Below are 16,289 nucleotides of genomic sequence, written 5' to 3' on the forward strand. Positions count from 1 at the left end.
TCCATGGACGGTAGGGAAAAACCTCTCAAATGATTTTTCTGACGCCAGAAAAAAAATCCGGGCGTGAGATCGGCGCGGGTCTTACGGCGGCGTCACTCTTGGCTTGAACCCTCCCCCCCCAGTTTTAGAAACTAAAACTGATGCTTTCAGCTTAGGGATTCGGACCCAGCACCAGATAAGAGTTCAGTGCAACCTGTTCGAAGGCGCATGGGGTTCGATGAAAAACCTGAAAAGGGCGTCGATAATTAGCTCACGCTCTCGCAGGGTCGGGGCGCGTCCGAAGCTGCCGTAAAATGCGGCAACGACATTCTCGCAGGTAGCTTTGATCTCCGCGCGGCTGAAGGAGATGGTCGTGGTCGTGGTCATGGTCGTGCCTGCCGTGTGGGTGCCACGATGCGGACGACAGTCTTGCTCGCCTTGGCGATGCCTGCCTGCGCCTCCAGAAAGGTGATGCGCTCCTCCAGCGGCTCAATCTGACGGCGGAGGTAATCCTTAACGATTTCAACGACTTCCTTGCCAAATTTTTCACCATTGAAAGCCATTTGTGTCTCCTATTAGCCGCTGCTGGCGGCGATGAAGCCGACGCTACCCGGTCGAGCGACCTGCCAGTTTATGGCCCGCTCAGCGAGGATTCCGACCGCGTTGGCTTGCCAAGAATTGACCATCGTGGTGCCGGTGCCGTCCGTGGCGTCCTGCTGGAGCGAACTATCCAGCATTTCGACCGAAGCCGAAGTCGAGATGCTGACGGCGGCAGTGCCTTCGCCCAACGCAACCCCGCTCGGATCGACCAGCACGATGACGCCTTCGGGCACGTTCCTCGAACAGATGGTCGGCACGCCCAGCATCTCGCCGCCTCGGGCTCCGATGTTCGGACGGTCGGCGCTCGACAAGCCAGCCGCCGTCGCCGGGTTCATCACAAACACGGCGCTACCAAGGTCTCCGCCGAAGTCGGCCACCAACCCCGGAAGATCGGCGGACGGCGTCAGACCGTTAACCACCGAAGCTGGCATCACATCGGCGACGCCAGCGTTCGCCGGATCAATAAACGCACCGTCGAGTGCATCGGTCATGGCGCGGACGAGATCGGTCCTGATTACGGATTCCGCTGCTGGATCAGAGCTTTCGAGCAGTTCGCGCGTGACGATCGAGAGCGCGATCACCTTGCGCGACGGCAGCAGCGAGTCGCCGAATATCATGGCGCTAACCGGCTTTGGCTTGCCTTCCCCGACCCAGTGCGCGGTGCTGCCGCCGATGACCGAGATCGCGCGAGTCAGCAGCGGCATTCGCCGCAGCCCGGCCATGCGTCCGATAATGCTGCGCTCGGCCACGAGATTGAAGAACTCCATCGAGGCTGTCGCGAGATCACCTGCAAGTTCACTGCCCCAAGTGCCGGAACCGCCACCCAGCTGGCCAGCGCCGATGGCATCTTTCACGACGCGCGCTGCGGGCGACATCGGACCCCAACGCGCAGAAGCAACCTCGGCTGCGTCGGACAAGTCGCCTTTCGTGATGGCGAGCGCCATCGCAAAGCGGATGAAAGCCGAACCCTTCGGTTGGAGCGAAATTGACGACATAGGCGGCGTCCCTTGCTGAACATTTGGTGACGCCGGAAGTATCGGCCCGAGCAGCGCCTGCTGGAAAGTCGGTTTCGGGCGGTTTCGGGCGGTCAGTCGTCACTTTCGCGGTCCAAAAACGCCGCCAGATCGGTAATCTTGTAGAACACCCGTCCGCCAAGGTGGCTAAACCGCAACGGGCGCGCGCCCGAGCGCCAATTGCGGAGGGTCGTCGGCGCTTTGCCGAGAAGCGCGGCGGCGTCGTTTTCGCCGACGCGGCCATCAGCCGTAAGGATCATTCCGCGCTCGGCGCATGCCATCCGCAACATCGAAACAGTATCGGCCTCGTCGATGCTCTGCGCCCCTGCGCGCTCGGCCATCAGCCGGAGCTTCTGCTCGATGCGGTCAACCCGCTCGGCTGTGCGCCTTTGCTCCGCGCGCAACTGCTCGATCTGGCTGAGCGTGTTATCCGTCATGGCGTCGCCGTTCGAGGACCCCCTCGATATCAGCGAGGTCACGCCGCAATTCCGCGACCAAATCCGGCCAGCTTTCGGCCGGTACCGCGCGTGCGAGTTCAAAAACGAATTCACGGTGACGCATTACACAGCGGTTGATGGGGTTGATGGGACCACTGGAGAGTTGAAGCGGCGGCGATGCAGGAGGGCGCGCCTTGAGCGGCTTCTGCGCCGCTAGGTCGCTCTTGACCTTGGAAAGTTGCTCCGCTTTGGGAACATGCCTCAGACTGTCGAGATAAGCGCCGGTATCGAGCTTCGTGCCGCGGACGGCGGCAAGTGCCTGGTCGATGATCTTTGCCCCGCGTTCGGCACTGCGCTGAATGGAGCGCTCGCTCTCCCCGGTCTTCGCGGCGGTGTCGGTGGTGAAAGCCGCCGCCAACTTGTCGTCGGCTGCGCCTTGCCGGAGGTGCCCTTGTCTGACTTGCGCCTTGGCTTCCGGGTGCAGCGCTTCATAGGCGTCCTTGCGACGACGGGTGAACAAAGCCTTTTCGGATTGCGTCAGCGCGGGTCCGCACAGGTTTTCATCACATTCGGCAATCTGCCGCTCCAGGTCGGAAAGCGCAACGACATAGGCCGGTATCTCCAGCATCCCCAGCCGCTTGCACGCCTCAATCCGATGAGCACCAGCGACGAGCCCATAGCCTTCGACCGGACGGCCATTGTGGATGAGCTTGCTTTCATAGACGGTAATCGGATTGAGGAGACCGACAACGGCGATGCTCGCCGTGAGCGTTTCAACCTGTGCCTCGCTGATATCGCGCAGGCGACGTTCAACTTCGATCTGTTCAATTGGAATTGTCGTGATCATGGCAATTCATCCTCCTTTCCCGCATGAGGCCGGGCGGCGAGAAGCCCGTCGCCCGGCTCCGGCATTAATCAGCTACTCCAGGGCAACGAGGGGTATTTGGCCCGCATCTCGGCCTTCTTAGCAGGCGACGGGATGTAGGCGATGGTGTTCATCGAGGCTCTGTTGAAGGCAGTCTCGATGTCCTCGTCACTGAGCGACGGGAACTGTGCACGGATGCGAAGGCGCATCGCCGCGTCGAGCCGCTTGCCCTCATCCGCGTCAATCTCGTCCTCATCGGTCGTGCCCTCGCCGAATGGATCACGTAGCCCGATGGCGGCGAAATTGCCGTCGATGTAGCCGACGATGAAGTAGGTGGCTTTCTCTAGGTCGTCAGTCATTGCTTTACTCCTTTCGTGACCGGGCGCGGGATTGCGCCCGGTTTCTTCTACGTTTCAGCGTCAGGATTGCTTTTCCCTCAGGGTCTGCCGTAAGGCGTCGGAAACTTCGACCCGCTCCTGCGAATAGTCTGGTGGCGGCCTTGGCAGTGGTTGCGTTCTTGCTGGGGCCGGAAAGTTCGCCCGCAGCTTCCGAAATCCTTCGGCGATCCGCGCCCGAGCCGCGTCATCATGGGGCGCGCCGAGTTCTTCCGGCCATGCGTATCGCCTTTGCTCCATCTGCGCCCGCCGCTGGCGCTCTAGGTGCGGCTTCGTCAGGCGGTCGATTTCGCGTCGCAATTCCGATGGCGTTGGCATGTAGGGATGGCCAAGTGAGCCCTGATAAATAGCTCTTTCTGCCTCGAATAGGCCCCATTCGGTGGTGCCTTCAAGCGACATCAGGTAGGCGCGCCTGACGAGCGTAAAGTCGTTTGGCGCTCGGCTGGGATATGCCGCGAACAGGCAGGCAAGGACAGCAAGTTTTTGAGCCTCACTGGCCGCGCGAGATACATCCGGCCCGATCTTCGGTGGGTTCGTCAACGGTCAATCCTCCCGTTCTGTTCTCTCTCGTGGGTCTGGCGTGCGTCTTCCTTAAACTGCGCGGCAATGTCCCTGCGATCCGACCCTTTCCGCCCCGCCGCTTTGGCGGCATCGTTCCGCGCCCAAATTCTCCAGGTTGCGGCCCAATCGAGCTTCCGACCAGCGGCGCCGGGCCTGCCTTTCCAATAGTCGACGAAATTTGCGGCGCTTCGCCTCGCCTCCTGAGAGGACATGCCTTCGGACAGGGCCACGGCGATATCTGGGCTGAAATTCTCAGGGATGCGGGTGCCGCGCTCGGTGGTGGCGTGCTTGCGCGCCTCCTCCTTTTCCGTGTTCCCTTTTCCAAAGTGTTCAATAAGAGAGGTACCGGCATCTGACTGCCGGTACATTCGTGCCGGTATGCCGGTAGTCGCGTCCGCTTTGGCTGCATCAGGCTGCCGGTAGTCACGGCCCGCAAAGCGATAGTGGTTTTTCGGTCGCCCGCGCTTTCTCGATCCGGTTCGCTCGATCCATAACCAGCCGCAGGCGCATAGGCTGGTAATCGCGTTACGAACCGTGCGCTCGCTCAGTCCCGTTTCAGCAATGATTGTTTCCTGCATAGGAAAACAATCGCCTGTAGCCGCGTCCATGTAATGGAGCAGGCGGTAGCCCACCCTGAAATCAGTCGCCGACAAGCGGCGATCAGCCGACAGCTTGTCGAGCAGAGCGAATTTCCAAGCGCCAAAACCTTTCATGTCGCGCCCTCCGCCTAGGTCCGGATCGCCAGCCGGTCGTGGAGGTCGGCAAGTCGTTGGCGCTGCTTGGGCGTTAGCGGTCCAGACAGTTTCGACACGAAGAATAGGAAACCGCGATCGTCTCGTGAGACCCTCCCAGCGCCATGATCAAGGCACCATTGCGCGACCTCGGGGTCGGTCATACCGTTGGCGTCGTGCGGCGGCCGCCATTCCGGCAGGGAAATGGTGGTCTGTCGGTCGAGGCCGAAAGCCTGCGGCTTGGGAGAGGCTCTCTTGCGGCCCGGCGCGCGCTTCGGAAGAACGATTGTGTGGTTTGCTTTAGTGGTCATTTGCGGCTTCCTCACGGGGAAACCGCCGCGATCTTGCGCGTGGGCCTAGATGAGACTAAATTCTGGGCACTTCCCGATGTCGCAAGTCTCTATCGAGGCGCCGCGCCCTTCGCGGCGGTCTCGTTAGGACTGTTCGCCCGCTAGACGCGTGCGCAGCTTCGTTTTCGAGGCGACCCAAGTCCCGCAGACCTTCTGGGCAGGCAGTTCGCCCTTCTCCAACATGTAGTATGTCTGACGGTCACTGCGCCCAATTTGCAGGGCGATGGCGGGTCCGCCCCACACTAGATCATCCTTCAATTCCGTCTCGGTCATTACCTGCATCATCTGCGTGATCCTTTCCGTCCTGAACCACGCTAACCGGAACACGAACTCTCTCGGTCAGATTTGTTTCCTTTTTTGTCCGTGATTTATGCAGAAGATCGTAACGTACGAAAGCAGGTTGCGCCAAGCGTAAAGGTCCGTTATTTTCTCCATATAGCGAACTTACCAAAAAGTCCGTAACAACGAGGGCGCGCATGATACCGATCAAACTGCACTGGAAACGTTGCGTTGATGGATTTGAGCGAGATGCAGCGAAGCCCGATATCTTGCATGCCCGAAGCGAGCGGACTGATCCTGTGACCTATGAACTTGCCGACCTGGAAAATCCGGTCGTCCTGCATCTGATGAACTGCCAAGCCGACGAAGATTACATCGCATTCGTCAGCCGCTTCGGCCCCGTGATGCGAATGAGTAACAAGACGGTCTTGTCCGTTATCAGGACAATGGCCGAGAACATCAAAACCCGAGCGCTATTTACGATTGACAAGCGCGCGCACCGTGAAACCGGGGCAAACTTCATCAACAGGCTAGTGCGCGACGTTTCCTTGCGGCCATCCTACGTATATTCCGAAGCGAGCGGCCGAGGGCGGCTTGTTATGCAAGCGACCTCACTCAGCCATTTCATGGCGATGGAGTTTATAGCTATCCACGAGGCCGGAGCAGTTGCGACCACCTGTGAGCACTGCGACCGTATTTTCCTGACCGGCCCGCTCACTGGCAGGCGATCTCACGCAAAATATTGTTCTGACCGATGCCGGGTTGCCGCTATGCGCGCCCGCAACGCTGCGAAGGAGGACTGATCATGTCGGTACGCAAGCGGAAATGGACAGGTCCGAACGGGGCTGAAAAGGAAGCATGGCTCGCCGATTATACGGACGCGAAAGGCGTCCGGCACCGGAAGACCTTCACCAAGAAAAAGGAGGCTGACGCCTTCACTCAAAAGGCGAAAGTTGAGGTCCGCGAGGGCGTGCACGTTGCCGACAGCGCCACGCTGACCGTCAAGGAGGCCGGGAAGAAGTGGCTTGAGACCGGCACCAACGCAGGCCTAGAGCGCTCGACGCTCGATCAGTATCGCCAACACCGCGGCGATCACCCGGGTCGGCTAGGATGCGGCCCTATATATGAGTGGGGGACGGGGCGTAACCATGGAATGTTTCCGGATCGATGAAAGCGGTTACACCGGGTTCGACCTGCTCAACCCTCAGCAGCGTCTCCAAGGTGCCGCAGCGATCGCGATCAGCGACGAGGACGCCGCCCGCCTGATCGAGGAACACTTTCCGCGCCGCCAAGCCCCGGAGTTGAAATACCGCGCCCTGTCGCGGCGCCCTAGCAGCCGACCCCATCTGCTGGCGCTGCTGCGAGATCTACTGCAGAGCTACAAGTGCGTCACCCACGTCTTGGACAAGCGCTACATGCTGATCCTGATGTTCTGCGACTACGCCGTGGAGCCCTGGTACTATGAGCGCGGGGCCAACTTCTACGCTGACGGCCAGAACTACGCGATGGGATCGCTGCTGAGCGTCATGGGACCGACGATGCTGGGGGCTGAGCCGTTCGAGGCCATGCTGGCGGTCTTCCAGCGCGCGATGAAAGAGAAGACTCCCGAGAGTATCAACGCCCTCGTCGCCGCGGCGCGCCGTACCAACTGGCGGGCGTTTCCCGAAGCGATTGGGCCCCTGGCGAGAGATGCGTGCCCGGACTGCCTGAGAGCGATCGCCACGCCGGGTATCTCGACTGACCTCGCCATGGTGGTCATGCAGGCGTTGATCAGCCGGATGGAAGTTATGGCTGACGGCCCCTATCGCGTTGAGCACGACGAGTCGAAAAATCTAGCCACCTACCATGACCTACTGCAGGCCTTCATCAATCACACTGATGAAGTCGAGCTGCGGCAGACGGCGATCGCAAGCTTCAAGTTCCCCTTGAAACTGACGGAGGTGACCCAGGTCAACTCCAAGACCAGCCCCGCTATCCAGTTGGCGGACATCATGATCGGTGCCGTGCTCGAGGCGGGCAACATCATGACCGGCCAGCGCACGGAAGGCCTCGACCCAGATGCCCTCCTGCCTCTCTTCAAGGATGATCAATTGATCCATATGCTCCCGGACCTCGATTTTGAGGCGCAGAAGGAATTCCGCAGAGGCACGCAGGCGTCGGAGGTGATCGACTACGTCGCTGCGAACTTCGCCTCCAAGGGTAGGGTGTCCTGATTATGGCCGGAAAGATGTGGAAGGCAGCCAAGGCCCGCAACCCTGCCGAGGTCTATACTGAGAAGCGGCGGATCATCTTCGCCCAGATGCAGAAGGACCCAGCGGTCGCCAAGACCTGGCTCGACGGCTACCGCAACACGCTCGGTCCGGCGGGTTATGCGGGGCTGAAGGCGGAGGTCGCGTTCTTCGAACAGCACTGCAAGGACCTCAATCTAATTGTCGCGGCCGACATCGGCGACGCGACCGACTTTGTCGGCGTCGTGGACGGCGCCATGCACCTGATTGACGTCACGACCAATATCGCTTTCAAGCGACTGGCCTCCTACGAGCCCCTACAGTTGGACGGTGCACTCTATAAGGTCGCCGTGTTCGATCAGGGCCGCTTCGACCTCGTGGACATCAACTTCCCATTTTGCGAGCACTGCCAAGGCGGCCGTATCCTGCCGACCGCCGTGCTGATGGAGGAGAACCACAATCGGCACGGCGACAGCCAATGGTCGAACGACCAACTGCTGGTCAATATCTGCAGCGCGTGCGGCGAGGTCGAGGTTGCCGATCGCATCACCACCCCATTCCTTTACGACTTCGGGTCACTCTACCGCGACCTCGACAAGGCTAAGCACGAGGCCGAAGACCTCGATGAGGCGCCGATCGATGTCCGCGCAGAGGCCGCCGCGTATGCGCGTCGCGCCAGCCGCTACCTGTCGGACGTCTTCGGAACCCGCCTGGTCGCGATCGGCGGCAAGAGCTACGAGATCACAAATCCACGCGACGGCGACGGCTACTGGACGGTGAGGTTTGAGGACCAGCTTCCGCTCGTGCAGGAGCACCTGCAGGGCAAGTATCCATGGGACCTCTCAAACGGCTGAATGCCGCGATCGGACACGGTGCCGATCGATCCAGAAACGCCCGCCCTTTGAATCTAGCGACTGAAAGCCGCCCTTCTGTTCCCCGGCCCCTTATCGGTCATCTGGCCCCGGCGTAGCGCCGTCCGCTTCATAGCGCGCTGTGGATGTGGCCGAGCCTAAGACGACACTGAATCCAGGCAACCGCTACGGCGCTCTGTATGACCGACGGGTGGACGCGATGTAGCCGGGCGCGTTATGGCCGACAGGCAGCTAGTTCGAAGTCGGACAGCGGAAATTATTGCCGCTCGCCCGTGCAGTTGACTGTGGCCCAAAGCCAGGGCACAAAGGTGGCATCCACGGTCGCTCGCGGCGGGAAAATGTAGGGAATTCAAAGGCTGTTTCGCTAAGCCATTGAAATCATGTGAGAATCCAAGGTCCCCAGGCAGGCACAATTTGGACTTGTAACGCTCGATTTTCTGGATCACCGACGTCTTTCGGATTCCCCCGATTTTGCAGTTACTTCCACTTCTTTCTGGCAGGTGGCCCCATTTTGTTGTCATGCGGGAACTGCAATCTACGATCGCACAAGAATTAGCTGGGACCCGGTTCCCTAAAACACGATCTTCCGCTTCGCGCCAAGAACTGTCATCCGCAAGCCGGTCGGCGCAGGCTCGTTTCGACCCACGACTGCCATTCACGAATGACTATCGTAATTTCCGGTGATGGCGCGCAACCAGACGTTCTCGCCGGAGAACGATTGGTTCGCTCCACCTTGGTCGCCGGCACGGCTTCAGCGATCGGGCGGTATCGTTCACTCGCTCTCGGCGCGTCGCACGGTCGCACCGTGGTATTACAGGCGCGGATTGGGTGTAACAGCCACCGAGCTTTCAAGCCAGGGTCATGCCGCCGTCGGCATGAAGTTCGATCCCGTTGACGAAGCTGCCCGCGTCTGAGGCGAGGAAGAGCGCGGCGCGCGCCAGCTCCTCCGGCCGCCCCATCCGCCCTGCCGGGATGAGCGACGCCATGTGATCCTCGAATGCGGGGCGTTCGGCCTCGGATACGCCGAGCTTACCGAGGATTTCCGTCTCGACCGGCCCCGGACTAAGTATGTTGACGCGGATGCGCCGTGCCTTGAATTCGATCGCCCAATTCTTAGCGAAGGCGGCGACGGCGGCCTTCGAGCCGGCGTAAACCGCGTGGTCCGGCAACACCTTTGTCGCCGCCAGCGAACTCGTGACGATGATGCTGCCGCTATTGCGGATTAGAGGCGCGATCGTCTGGACGCCGAAGAACACGCCGCGCGTGTTGATGGCGAAATGCCGGTCGTAGTCTTCCGACGTCACAGCACCGGATGCGGTGAGATTAATGATGCCGGCATTGGCCATGTAGATGTCGAGGCCGCCGAAGCGGTTCTGGATCATGTCCGCCACCCTTTGGTGATGTTCGAGGTCAGAGACGTCACCCACGATGCCCATGGCATGATGGCCGATGTCGCGCATCGCCTGCTCGACGACATCCTGGCGCCGACCGGTGATGATGACCCGCGCGCCTTCCTCGGCGAAAAGCTTGGCGGTCGCCCTGCCGATGCCGCTATTGCCACCGGTGATAACGGCGACCTTGTCTTTGAGATGTTGCATTGTTTATCTCCTTTCAACTGAGCTTGAGATAAACGCCGGCACTGTCATCCACTAGATCATGGGCCGGCACATGATCTATGCTGCGGAGTTGCAAATGCCGAACCTGCTGAACGAGACTTCTGGATTGATGGCCTTTGTGCGAACGGTCGAGGTGGGTTCCTTCAGCGCCGCGGCGCGCGATCTCGGTACTACGCCATCGGCGGTGTCGAAGAGCGTGGCGAGGCTTGAAAAGAAGATCGGCGCGCGTCTCTTCCTGCGCTCCACCCGGGCCCTGACGTTGACACAGGACGGCCAGATTTTCTTCGAGCGCGTCGCACCGCTCTTGCGGGATCTGGATTCGAGCGACGAGGGGATCGGGTCCGATGCCGCACTCTCCGGCCGCCTGCGCGTCAGCATGCCAAGTGAGCTGGCGCCCCTGCTGCTGCCGCGGCTGTTTACAGGCTTTGCGGCTGACAATCCCAACTTACATCTCGATATCGGCCTTACCGACCGATTCGTCGATCTGATCCGGGAGGACTACGATGTAGTGTTGCGCGCTGGCAATCCGACGCAAGGGGATTTGATCGTCCGCCATCTGGCCGATCTACCGATGGCGATCGTGGCATCTCCGGCTTTTCTTGAGACCTGGGGCAATCCGCTGCCGGTTAAAGGCTTGGAAGCCATGCCCTTTGCCCGCTACGCGCTCGGCGGCTTGATTCAGCCCGTACGCCTGGCAGACGGGAGTAGCTTTGTGCCCGCCGGCCGCGTCGATTGCGATTCGGGCGCCGCACTCATCCAAGCGGCGCTTGCTGGGTTGGGCGCCGCCTATCTGCTGCGGTGCTTGGTGGCGAAGGAACTGCAAGCCGGCGTGCTTGTCACGCCCGCGCCGAAGATCGCACTTCCGAGACTGCCATTCAATGCGCTACACGCCTTCGGCCGCACGGTGCCCTCGCGCGTCAAACTGTTCTGCGACTTCATAGCCCGTGAGGCGAGAGCCATCGAAACGATGTGAGTACAACATCATCGGCGACATCGGTATCCTTGGGCAGGATCGATCCCGTCAGAACCAGGCGCCGGTCTCGCGCATCGCCATGGGCAGCGTCTCCCAAGACCTGATCAACTCCCCGATCGACCCGGCCTCCATCTTGCGCATGACATTGGCACGGTGCAGCTTGACCGTGACCTCGCTTATCCCGAGATCGAAGGCGATCTGCTTGTTGAGTCGCCCCCGCGCCACTTCGCGCAGGATCTCGCGCTCGCGGTGCGTCAGCGTCTCCAGGCGTTCGATATTGCGCCTGACGACCACGGCGCTGGCCCGTCGCGTCGCGTCGAGCGCGATGCCGGCTATCACAGCGTCGAGCAGCGTCTGGTCCCGCACCGGCTTGGTGAGGAAGTCCACAGCGCCGGCTTTCATCGCCTCGACCGTCATCGGAATGTCACCGTGGCCGGTCAGAAAAATGATCGGCTTGAGATTACCGCTTCGTGCCAGATGGTGTTGCAGATGCAGTCCGCTCGCCCCGGGCATGCGCACGTCGAGGATCAGACAGCCTGGGCTGTCCAGTACGCCAGCGTGGAGCACTTCCTGGGTCGAGGCAAAACTGACCGGCTGGAAGCCTGCCGAGAGAATTAACTCCGACAAAGCCTCCCGCACGGCTGCATCGTCATCGACAATAATGACGGTGGGCTGCTCTGCATCATTCCTGTGCTGCGCTAGAAGCGGCGCAAATTTCCGGGGCTGTTGTTCCATTCTCATGTCACCCTCCATTTTTCGATTTTTGCAAGGTCTCTGCGATGGCTGCAAGCAGGGTAGGAGCGTCGAAAGGCTTGCGGAAAAAGCCGCTAATGCCCTGGGCGCGACCCTGGTCCGCAATTTCGTGGCGGCCAGTAACCAGGAAAACCGGCAGTTCCGGACGCGCCTTCTTCACAATTTCACGAAGTTCAAAACCGTCTGTTCCGGGCATGCCGATATCTGTTATGAGCACATCCAGATCCGCCAGTCCGCGGACAAGCAGATGCCCCGCCGACGGAAAGCAGGAGGCCGCATAGCCGGCGGATTCCAGCAGCTCTTCCAGCGACTCGAGCAGCCTTGGATCATCATCGACCACGGCGACGATCGGTCTTGTCTTCTTCATGCCTAATTTCCTCCCCCTCGACGCGAGTGGGTGATCGGTATCTCCAATCTCTCTGCAATACGTACGAGATCGGCGAGCGATGCTGTTCCCATTTTCTGCATCACATTCCTTCGATGAATTTGCAGCGTAACTTCGCTGATCCCCAGTTCAGACGCTGCCTGCTTGTTGAGGAGCCCGCTGACCACGAGCGGCAGAACCTCGCGTTCCCTGGGTGTAAGTTCCAGATATCGTTGTCTGAGCTGGCTCAGTTCAGCGCGTTCCGATCGTTTTTTCCGATCCTCCGAAATCGCCGTGTGAACTGCCACCATGAGGTCCCCATCGCTGAACGGCTTGGTGAGGAAATCCACCGCGCCACGCTTGATCGCACGTACCGAGGACGGAATATCGCCGTGCCCGGTGATGAAGACGATCGGCGGGTGATCGCCCTCGGCGATCTGCCGCTGCAGTTCGAGGCCATTGATATCGGGCAATTCGACGTCGAGGATAAGGCAGGCGGGAACATCCGGCTTCTCGGCCTTTACATATTCGCCCGCAGACCCGAAGGCGATGGCGCGCATACTATGGGCCTCCAGGAGTTCGCCGAGCGCCTCCCGGATGCGTCCGTCATCGTCCACGATGAACACAACATGGTCATCCGTCGTCATGGCGCCGCTTTCGTTGCGATCGGCAAGGTGAAAATGAACCGCGCGCCGCGCGGCTCATTTTCTTCGGCCCATAATCGCCCGCCATGTGCCTCAACGATCGATCGGCATATGGCGAGACCCATTCCCATTCCGTGCTGTTTCGTCGTGAAGAAGGGCTCGAAGATGCGGTCGGGAGAGCCGATGCCGCGTCCACAGTCGATGATTTCCGTCTGAACCTCGCTGCCCACTCTACGCGCCTGCACCTCAAGAACCTTTTCACCTGCAATAAGATCCATCGCATCCATGCCGTTGCGGATGAGATTGATCAGGACCTGCTGAATCTGGACGGAATCCAGCGTGACGGGAGGAAGGTCGTTTTCGACGGAAATGTCCATCCGAACGCGACGCCGAGCCCCTTCCTCGGCCATAAGGCCGCCAGCCTCGGTAATGACACTCGCAAGCGTCGTGCTGTTCCTGGTCTCCGTGGATTGCCTGAAAAGCGCGCGGATGCGGCTCACGATATCGGCCGCCGCGTTGGCGTCCCGGATAATACGCTCGGCGACGGTCGTCGCGCGCTCCACGTTCGGAGGCTCGACCGACAGCCAGCGATGGCATGCATGCGAATTGGCGACGATGGCGGCCAGCGGTTGGTTCACCTCATGGGCGATCGATGCGGAGAGTTCCGCGAGGCTTGCCGCCTGCGACGCGACCGCAAGTCTCTCCTGCGTCCGGCGCAATTCCTCCTGCGTGCGCACGTCGTCGTCGATGTCGAAGCTCACTCCGTACCACTGCAGGATGGTGCCATCCGTATCGCGGAGCGGTTCTGCGCGACCGATGATCCAGCGGTAAGTGCCATCGGCCCGACGATGCCGATATTTCATGGTGAAGGTTTCGCCTGTCGTGAACGAGTGAGCGAGAGCCTGGCCGACGGAGGCGGCATCGTCGGGATGGACGGAGTTCTGGATCGCCATCTGTAACCGGCTGGCGTCGGGCGAATCGAGATCGACCAATGTCAAACCCACATATTCCGCCAGTCGCCTGTTCAAATAGGTTGGCTCTCCATCCGCAGCGGCGGCCCAGATTAATGTCGGCAGCGCATCAACGAGCCTCCGAAGCTGCCTCTCGCTCTCTCGCAGGGTTTCCTCTGCGCGGAGCTGATCGTCGATGTCGTGCGAAAGGCCGTACCACTGGACGATCCGCCCGCTTTCGTCGCGCAGCAGTTCGGCGCTACCGTCCACCCAGCGATAGACGCCGTCCGCCCTTCGCAACCGATAGCGCATGGAAAATCGCTTGCCGGTCGCCAAGCTGCGGTTGAGCGCTTTCGCCATTTCCGCCGAGTCGTCGGGATGGATGGCCGATTCGATGATGGCTACCCTCCCGCTTGTGTCCAGCTTGTCCGCTTCCCTCGGGTCGACGCCGAAGAAGTCCATCATGCGTTTGTTGAAGAAGGTCGGCTCGCCGGTAGGACTAAGCCGCCAGAGAAGGCTCGGCACCATGTCCACGAGCTGCGAGAACTCTCGTTCACGGTTGCGCAACGCCTCCTGCGCCTGCATTTCGTCTTCGATGTCGATTGACGCGATATACCATTGCACAATCGCGCCGTCGGCAGCGCGCAGCGGCTGGGCGCGCGCTTCTATCCAGCGATACACGCCATCCTTCGTGCGCCCGCGAAACCGATTCACGAAAGGCTGGCCGGTCGCGAAGCCATTCGTTGCTCTTCGAAACATGGTTGGAAAATCTTCAGGGTGAGCCACGTCCCGAGCCAGCGCATCGAAGTCCTCGATGTCGGGCGTCGGTGAACCAACGCTGTCCAGATATCGCTTGCTGGCGTAGGTCATTCTGCGCGAAGGAGAGAAACTCAGGACGTTGATGGGCAAGGCGTCGATCATTTGCTCCAATTGCCGCTTGCTGCTCTTCAGCGCTTCTTCGGCCTGCACCTGATCGTCGATGTCGATGGACACCTGATACCATTGCACGATCGCTCCATCTCGATCGCGCAAAGGCTGCGCGCGCGCCTCTATCCAGCGATAGTTGCCATCTTTCCAACGCCGGCGATACCGCATCATGAAGGCGTCGCCAGTTTTAAGAGAGCTGGCTGACGCTCGCAGCACCTCGGGGGCATCTTCGGGATGAACCAGCTTTTGCGCCACCCGGACGGTATCTTCGAAGTTCGCCTTGGAAAGGCCGAGATCCTCTAAAGATCGCTTGTTGACGTAGGCCAGCTCGCCAGCAGGCGTCCAGCTCCAGATGTGGACTGGCAAGGCGTCCACAAGCTGCGAGAGCTCCCGCTCCCGGTCGCGCAAGGCCTCCTGCGCGCGCACCTCATCATCGATGTCGATGGAGATTGCGTACCATTGCAAGATCTTCCCGCCTTCGTCTCGCAGTGGTTCCGCCCGGCCATCAACCCAGCGATACACGCCGTCCGCGCGGCGCATGCGATATTTCATCGAGTATGGTTCGCCTGTGGCGACAGCATGGCGCACCTCCTGCAATAGACTGAGCGCATCATCTGGATGGACAAGAGTCTCAATGTTTGTCACCAGTTGGCTTGTGCCCGGCCTGTTCAACTGTTGCAGATCAAGCCCGAAAAAATCCACCAGGCGCTTGTTGAAGAAGGTCGGCTCGCCTTCGGGCGTGAGCCGTCTGATGTGGACTGGGACCATGTTCACGATCTGCGAAAGCTCCCGCTCTCGGTCGCGCAGCGCCTCCATGCTTTGGCGCAACGTCAGCAACGCGAGCTGGTGCTGCCGGGATATGGCGGCCACGACCAAGGCCGAAAATGCCGAGATCGCCAGGAAGAGTTGCAGCATGATCTGGTTGTGGCGCTGATTCTCGGCATTGCCGGCAAACTGGTTGGCGCCGGAGATTGTAAAGACCGCGGTTATGAGCGCGAGGAGGGCGAGGGTAACGGCAGCCCCCTTGAATTCGAAACGCACAGCAGCCCAAAGCAGCGGAGGCATGATGATATAGGCAAAGGGCAGGTAGCCGCTCAGCGAAAGGGCCGCGACGCCGAGAAGGATAAGTCCGACGGCACACGCTTCTATCCATCGCGCAGCCGATAGCTCAGCCTTGCCGTTCCAGTTCTGGAGCACGACCAGCGCGAGCGGCGCGACGATCAGGACCCCAGTGGCATCCCCGATCCACCAGAGAGGCCAGGCCCCTAAGAAGGTTTGCGACAATATGCCGAACCAGGCAAGCGTCGCACTTCCGACCGTCGCGCTCACCGCCGGGGCAGCTCCAGCGCCCAATACGACGAATACAAGAACCTCCCCCAAGGTTTCGAGCCGAACCGGCCGACCCAAAGCCCGGTTTACGAGCCACGCGCCGACCATGGCTTCGAGCGCGTTGCCGGCATAAATCAGGAGGGCGGCAGGCAGCGGGCTGTGGAACCACAGGGCATTGCCGACCAGCTCGCCGAGGCAGCCGACCAGCACCCACCACGGCCAGCTCTGCTTGGGTGCGAGGATTAGGGTTGCAATGAAAAGCCCACTCGGAGGCCATATGGAAATGCCTGTTCCGGGTACGATTGCAAGTGCCTGTGCGAAGCCGCAACTCAGCACATAGGCCGCAAAAAACAGACCCAGGTGCAGGAGTTGGGGGCGGTACGACCAGACGCGCGTCATCGGCGGCTCCTGCAGGGAAAATAA

At 60.5% G+C, this 16,289-nt stretch carries 19 protein-coding genes and 1 pseudogene; 5 read left to right on the forward strand and 15 right to left on the reverse strand.

Annotated features, from left to right (window positions below; genetic code table 11):
• Nucleotides 1-183 precede the first annotated feature (183 nt).
• The 10 genes from ACSQ2Z_RS17840 to ACSQ2Z_RS17885 all read right to left on the reverse strand — a co-directional run bounded on the left by ACSQ2Z_RS17840 (nucleotide 184) and on the right by ACSQ2Z_RS17885 (nucleotide 5,216).
• Nucleotides 184-366, reverse strand: a complete 183-nt coding sequence (locus tag ACSQ2Z_RS17840) for a hypothetical protein (RefSeq protein ID WP_436082427.1) — start codon at nucleotides 364-366, stop codon at nucleotides 184-186.
• Entirely contained in the window at nucleotides 363-542 is a 180-nt protein-coding gene (locus ACSQ2Z_RS17845; RefSeq protein ID WP_436082428.1) for a hypothetical protein, read from the reverse strand. The genes ACSQ2Z_RS17840 and ACSQ2Z_RS17845 overlap by 4 nt, the downstream gene beginning before the upstream one ends.
• 12 nt (nucleotides 543-554) lie before the next feature.
• Nucleotides 555-1,433 (reverse strand): phage major capsid protein, encoded by an 879-nt coding sequence (locus ACSQ2Z_RS17850; protein WP_436082429.1) that lies wholly within the window; start codon nucleotides 1,431-1,433, stop codon nucleotides 555-557.
• A 233-nt stretch (nucleotides 1,434-1,666) separates the two neighbouring features.
• Nucleotides 1,667-2,029: a hypothetical protein gene (locus ACSQ2Z_RS17855; RefSeq protein WP_436082430.1), complete on the reverse strand. Its 363-nt coding sequence runs from the start codon at nucleotides 2,027-2,029 to the stop codon at nucleotides 1,667-1,669.
• Entirely contained in the window at nucleotides 2,019-2,876 is an 858-nt protein-coding gene (locus tag ACSQ2Z_RS17860) for a ParB N-terminal domain-containing protein (RefSeq protein WP_436082431.1), read from the reverse strand. Before ACSQ2Z_RS17860 ends, ACSQ2Z_RS17855 begins: the two co-directional genes overlap by 11 nt.
• A gap of 68 nt (nucleotides 2,877-2,944) precedes the next feature.
• Complete coding sequence (locus tag ACSQ2Z_RS17865; RefSeq protein WP_436082432.1) at nucleotides 2,945-3,253, reverse strand: hypothetical protein; 309 nt, start codon at nucleotides 3,251-3,253, stop codon at nucleotides 2,945-2,947.
• 60 nt (nucleotides 3,254-3,313) lie between these two features.
• Nucleotides 3,314-3,829, reverse strand: coding sequence for a hypothetical protein (locus tag ACSQ2Z_RS17870; protein WP_436082433.1), 516 nt, complete (start codon nucleotides 3,827-3,829; stop codon nucleotides 3,314-3,316).
• On the reverse strand, nucleotides 3,826-4,563 hold the full coding sequence (locus ACSQ2Z_RS17875) for a helix-turn-helix domain-containing protein (RefSeq protein ID WP_436082434.1): 738 nt from the start codon (nucleotides 4,561-4,563) through the stop codon (nucleotides 3,826-3,828). Before ACSQ2Z_RS17875 ends, ACSQ2Z_RS17870 begins: the two co-directional genes overlap by 4 nt.
• 14 nt (nucleotides 4,564-4,577) lie before the next feature.
• Complete coding sequence (locus ACSQ2Z_RS17880) at nucleotides 4,578-4,892, reverse strand: hypothetical protein (RefSeq protein WP_436082435.1); 315 nt, start codon at nucleotides 4,890-4,892, stop codon at nucleotides 4,578-4,580.
• Between the two features lie 123 nt (nucleotides 4,893-5,015).
• A complete protein-coding gene (locus ACSQ2Z_RS17885; protein WP_436082436.1) occupies nucleotides 5,016-5,216 on the reverse strand; it encodes a hypothetical protein in 201 nt (66 codons plus the stop codon).
• Nucleotides 5,217-5,407: 191 nt separating this feature from the next.
• Here ACSQ2Z_RS17885 and ACSQ2Z_RS17890 point away from each other — a divergent pair, with 191 nt between their 5' ends.
• From ACSQ2Z_RS17890 to ACSQ2Z_RS17905, 4 genes and pseudogenes are all read left to right on the forward strand, one after another.
• Nucleotides 5,408-6,013, forward strand: a complete 606-nt coding sequence (locus ACSQ2Z_RS17890; protein ID WP_436082437.1) for a hypothetical protein — start codon at nucleotides 5,408-5,410, stop codon at nucleotides 6,011-6,013.
• A 2-nt stretch (nucleotides 6,014-6,015) separates the two neighbouring features.
• Nucleotides 6,016-6,306: pseudogene (locus ACSQ2Z_RS17895) on the forward strand (site-specific integrase); the annotation flags it as partial.
• A gap of 52 nt (nucleotides 6,307-6,358) precedes the next feature.
• Nucleotides 6,359-7,423 carry a hypothetical protein gene (locus ACSQ2Z_RS17900; RefSeq protein ID WP_436082438.1) on the forward strand — a complete coding sequence of 355 codons (1,065 nt, stop codon included), beginning with the start codon at nucleotides 6,359-6,361 and terminating at the stop codon, nucleotides 7,421-7,423.
• Between the two features lie 2 nt (nucleotides 7,424-7,425).
• Nucleotides 7,426-8,292 (forward strand): hypothetical protein, encoded by an 867-nt coding sequence (locus tag ACSQ2Z_RS17905; RefSeq protein WP_436082439.1) that lies wholly within the window; start codon nucleotides 7,426-7,428, stop codon nucleotides 8,290-8,292.
• An 866-nt stretch (nucleotides 8,293-9,158) separates the two neighbouring features.
• Here the strand turns inward: ACSQ2Z_RS17905 and ACSQ2Z_RS17910 are convergent.
• Nucleotides 9,159-9,908, reverse strand: a complete 750-nt coding sequence (locus ACSQ2Z_RS17910; RefSeq protein ID WP_436082440.1) for an SDR family NAD(P)-dependent oxidoreductase — start codon at nucleotides 9,906-9,908, stop codon at nucleotides 9,159-9,161.
• A 58-nt stretch (nucleotides 9,909-9,966) separates the two neighbouring features.
• Between ACSQ2Z_RS17910 and ACSQ2Z_RS17915 the strand changes: the two genes are divergently transcribed.
• Nucleotides 9,967-10,899, forward strand: a complete 933-nt coding sequence (locus tag ACSQ2Z_RS17915; protein WP_436082441.1) for a LysR family transcriptional regulator — start codon at nucleotides 9,967-9,969, stop codon at nucleotides 10,897-10,899.
• 48 nt (nucleotides 10,900-10,947) lie between these two features.
• Here the strand turns inward: ACSQ2Z_RS17915 and ACSQ2Z_RS17920 are convergent, their stop codons facing one another.
• Genes ACSQ2Z_RS17920 through ACSQ2Z_RS17935 form a run of 4 tightly spaced genes read right to left on the reverse strand, consistent with a single transcriptional unit; the run spans nucleotide 10,948 to nucleotide 16,265 of the window.
• Nucleotides 10,948-11,640 (reverse strand): response regulator transcription factor, encoded by a 693-nt coding sequence (locus ACSQ2Z_RS17920; RefSeq protein ID WP_436082442.1) that lies wholly within the window; start codon nucleotides 11,638-11,640, stop codon nucleotides 10,948-10,950.
• 1 nt (nucleotide 11,641) lies between these two features.
• Nucleotides 11,642-12,019 (reverse strand): response regulator, encoded by a 378-nt coding sequence (locus ACSQ2Z_RS17925; RefSeq protein ID WP_264223745.1) that lies wholly within the window; start codon nucleotides 12,017-12,019, stop codon nucleotides 11,642-11,644.
• A gap of 2 nt (nucleotides 12,020-12,021) precedes the next feature.
• Nucleotides 12,022-12,663 (reverse strand): response regulator transcription factor, encoded by a 642-nt coding sequence (locus ACSQ2Z_RS17930; protein WP_436082443.1) that lies wholly within the window; start codon nucleotides 12,661-12,663, stop codon nucleotides 12,022-12,024.
• A complete protein-coding gene (locus ACSQ2Z_RS17935) occupies nucleotides 12,660-16,265 on the reverse strand; it encodes a PAS domain-containing protein (RefSeq protein ID WP_436082444.1) in 3,606 nt (1,201 codons plus the stop codon). Before ACSQ2Z_RS17935 ends, ACSQ2Z_RS17930 begins: the two co-directional genes overlap by 4 nt.
• Nucleotides 16,266-16,289: the final 24 nt, after the last annotated feature.

Source organism: Pararhizobium sp. LjRoot235 (assembly GCF_964254145.1).
In the GTDB taxonomy this organism is placed as follows: domain Bacteria; phylum Pseudomonadota; class Alphaproteobacteria; order Rhizobiales; family Rhizobiaceae; genus Pararhizobium.

Coding starts and splice junctions, on each gene's coding strand:
- ACSQ2Z_RS17910 (WP_436082440.1), bottom strand. CDS start 9,908: ATGCAACATCTCAAAGACAAGGTCGCCGTTATCACCGGTGGCAATAGC.
- ACSQ2Z_RS17885 (WP_436082436.1), bottom strand. CDS start 5,216: ATGATGCAGGTAATGACCGAGACGGAATTGAAGGATGATCTAGTGTGG.
- ACSQ2Z_RS17880 (WP_436082435.1), bottom strand. CDS start 4,892: ATGACCACTAAAGCAAACCACACAATCGTTCTTCCGAAGCGCGCGCCG.
- ACSQ2Z_RS17905 (WP_436082439.1), top strand. CDS start 7,426: ATGGCCGGAAAGATGTGGAAGGCAGCCAAGGCCCGCAACCCTGCCGAG.
- ACSQ2Z_RS17875 (WP_436082434.1), bottom strand. CDS start 4,563: ATGAAAGGTTTTGGCGCTTGGAAATTCGCTCTGCTCGACAAGCTGTCG.
- ACSQ2Z_RS17860 (WP_436082431.1), bottom strand. CDS start 2,876: ATGATCACGACAATTCCAATTGAACAGATCGAAGTTGAACGTCGCCTG.
- ACSQ2Z_RS17855 (WP_436082430.1), bottom strand. CDS start 2,029: ATGACGGATAACACGCTCAGCCAGATCGAGCAGTTGCGCGCGGAGCAA.
- ACSQ2Z_RS17925 (WP_264223745.1), bottom strand. CDS start 12,019: ATGAAGAAGACAAGACCGATCGTCGCCGTGGTCGATGATGATCCAAGG.
- ACSQ2Z_RS17935 (WP_436082444.1), bottom strand. CDS start 16,265: ATGACGCGCGTCTGGTCGTACCGCCCCCAACTCCTGCACCTGGGTCTG.
- ACSQ2Z_RS17890 (WP_436082437.1), top strand. CDS start 5,408: ATGATACCGATCAAACTGCACTGGAAACGTTGCGTTGATGGATTTGAG.
- ACSQ2Z_RS17845 (WP_436082428.1), bottom strand. CDS start 542: ATGGCTTTCAATGGTGAAAAATTTGGCAAGGAAGTCGTTGAAATCGTT.
- ACSQ2Z_RS17930 (WP_436082443.1), bottom strand. CDS start 12,663: ATGACGACGGATGACCATGTTGTGTTCATCGTGGACGATGACGGACGC.
- ACSQ2Z_RS17865 (WP_436082432.1), bottom strand. CDS start 3,253: ATGACTGACGACCTAGAGAAAGCCACCTACTTCATCGTCGGCTACATC.
- ACSQ2Z_RS17840 (WP_436082427.1), bottom strand. CDS start 366: ATGACCACGACCACGACCATCTCCTTCAGCCGCGCGGAGATCAAAGCT.
- ACSQ2Z_RS17920 (WP_436082442.1), bottom strand. CDS start 11,640: ATGAGAATGGAACAACAGCCCCGGAAATTTGCGCCGCTTCTAGCGCAG.
- ACSQ2Z_RS17915 (WP_436082441.1), top strand. CDS start 9,967: ATGGGCCGGCACATGATCTATGCTGCGGAGTTGCAAATGCCGAACCTG.
- ACSQ2Z_RS17900 (WP_436082438.1), top strand. CDS start 6,359: ATGGAATGTTTCCGGATCGATGAAAGCGGTTACACCGGGTTCGACCTG.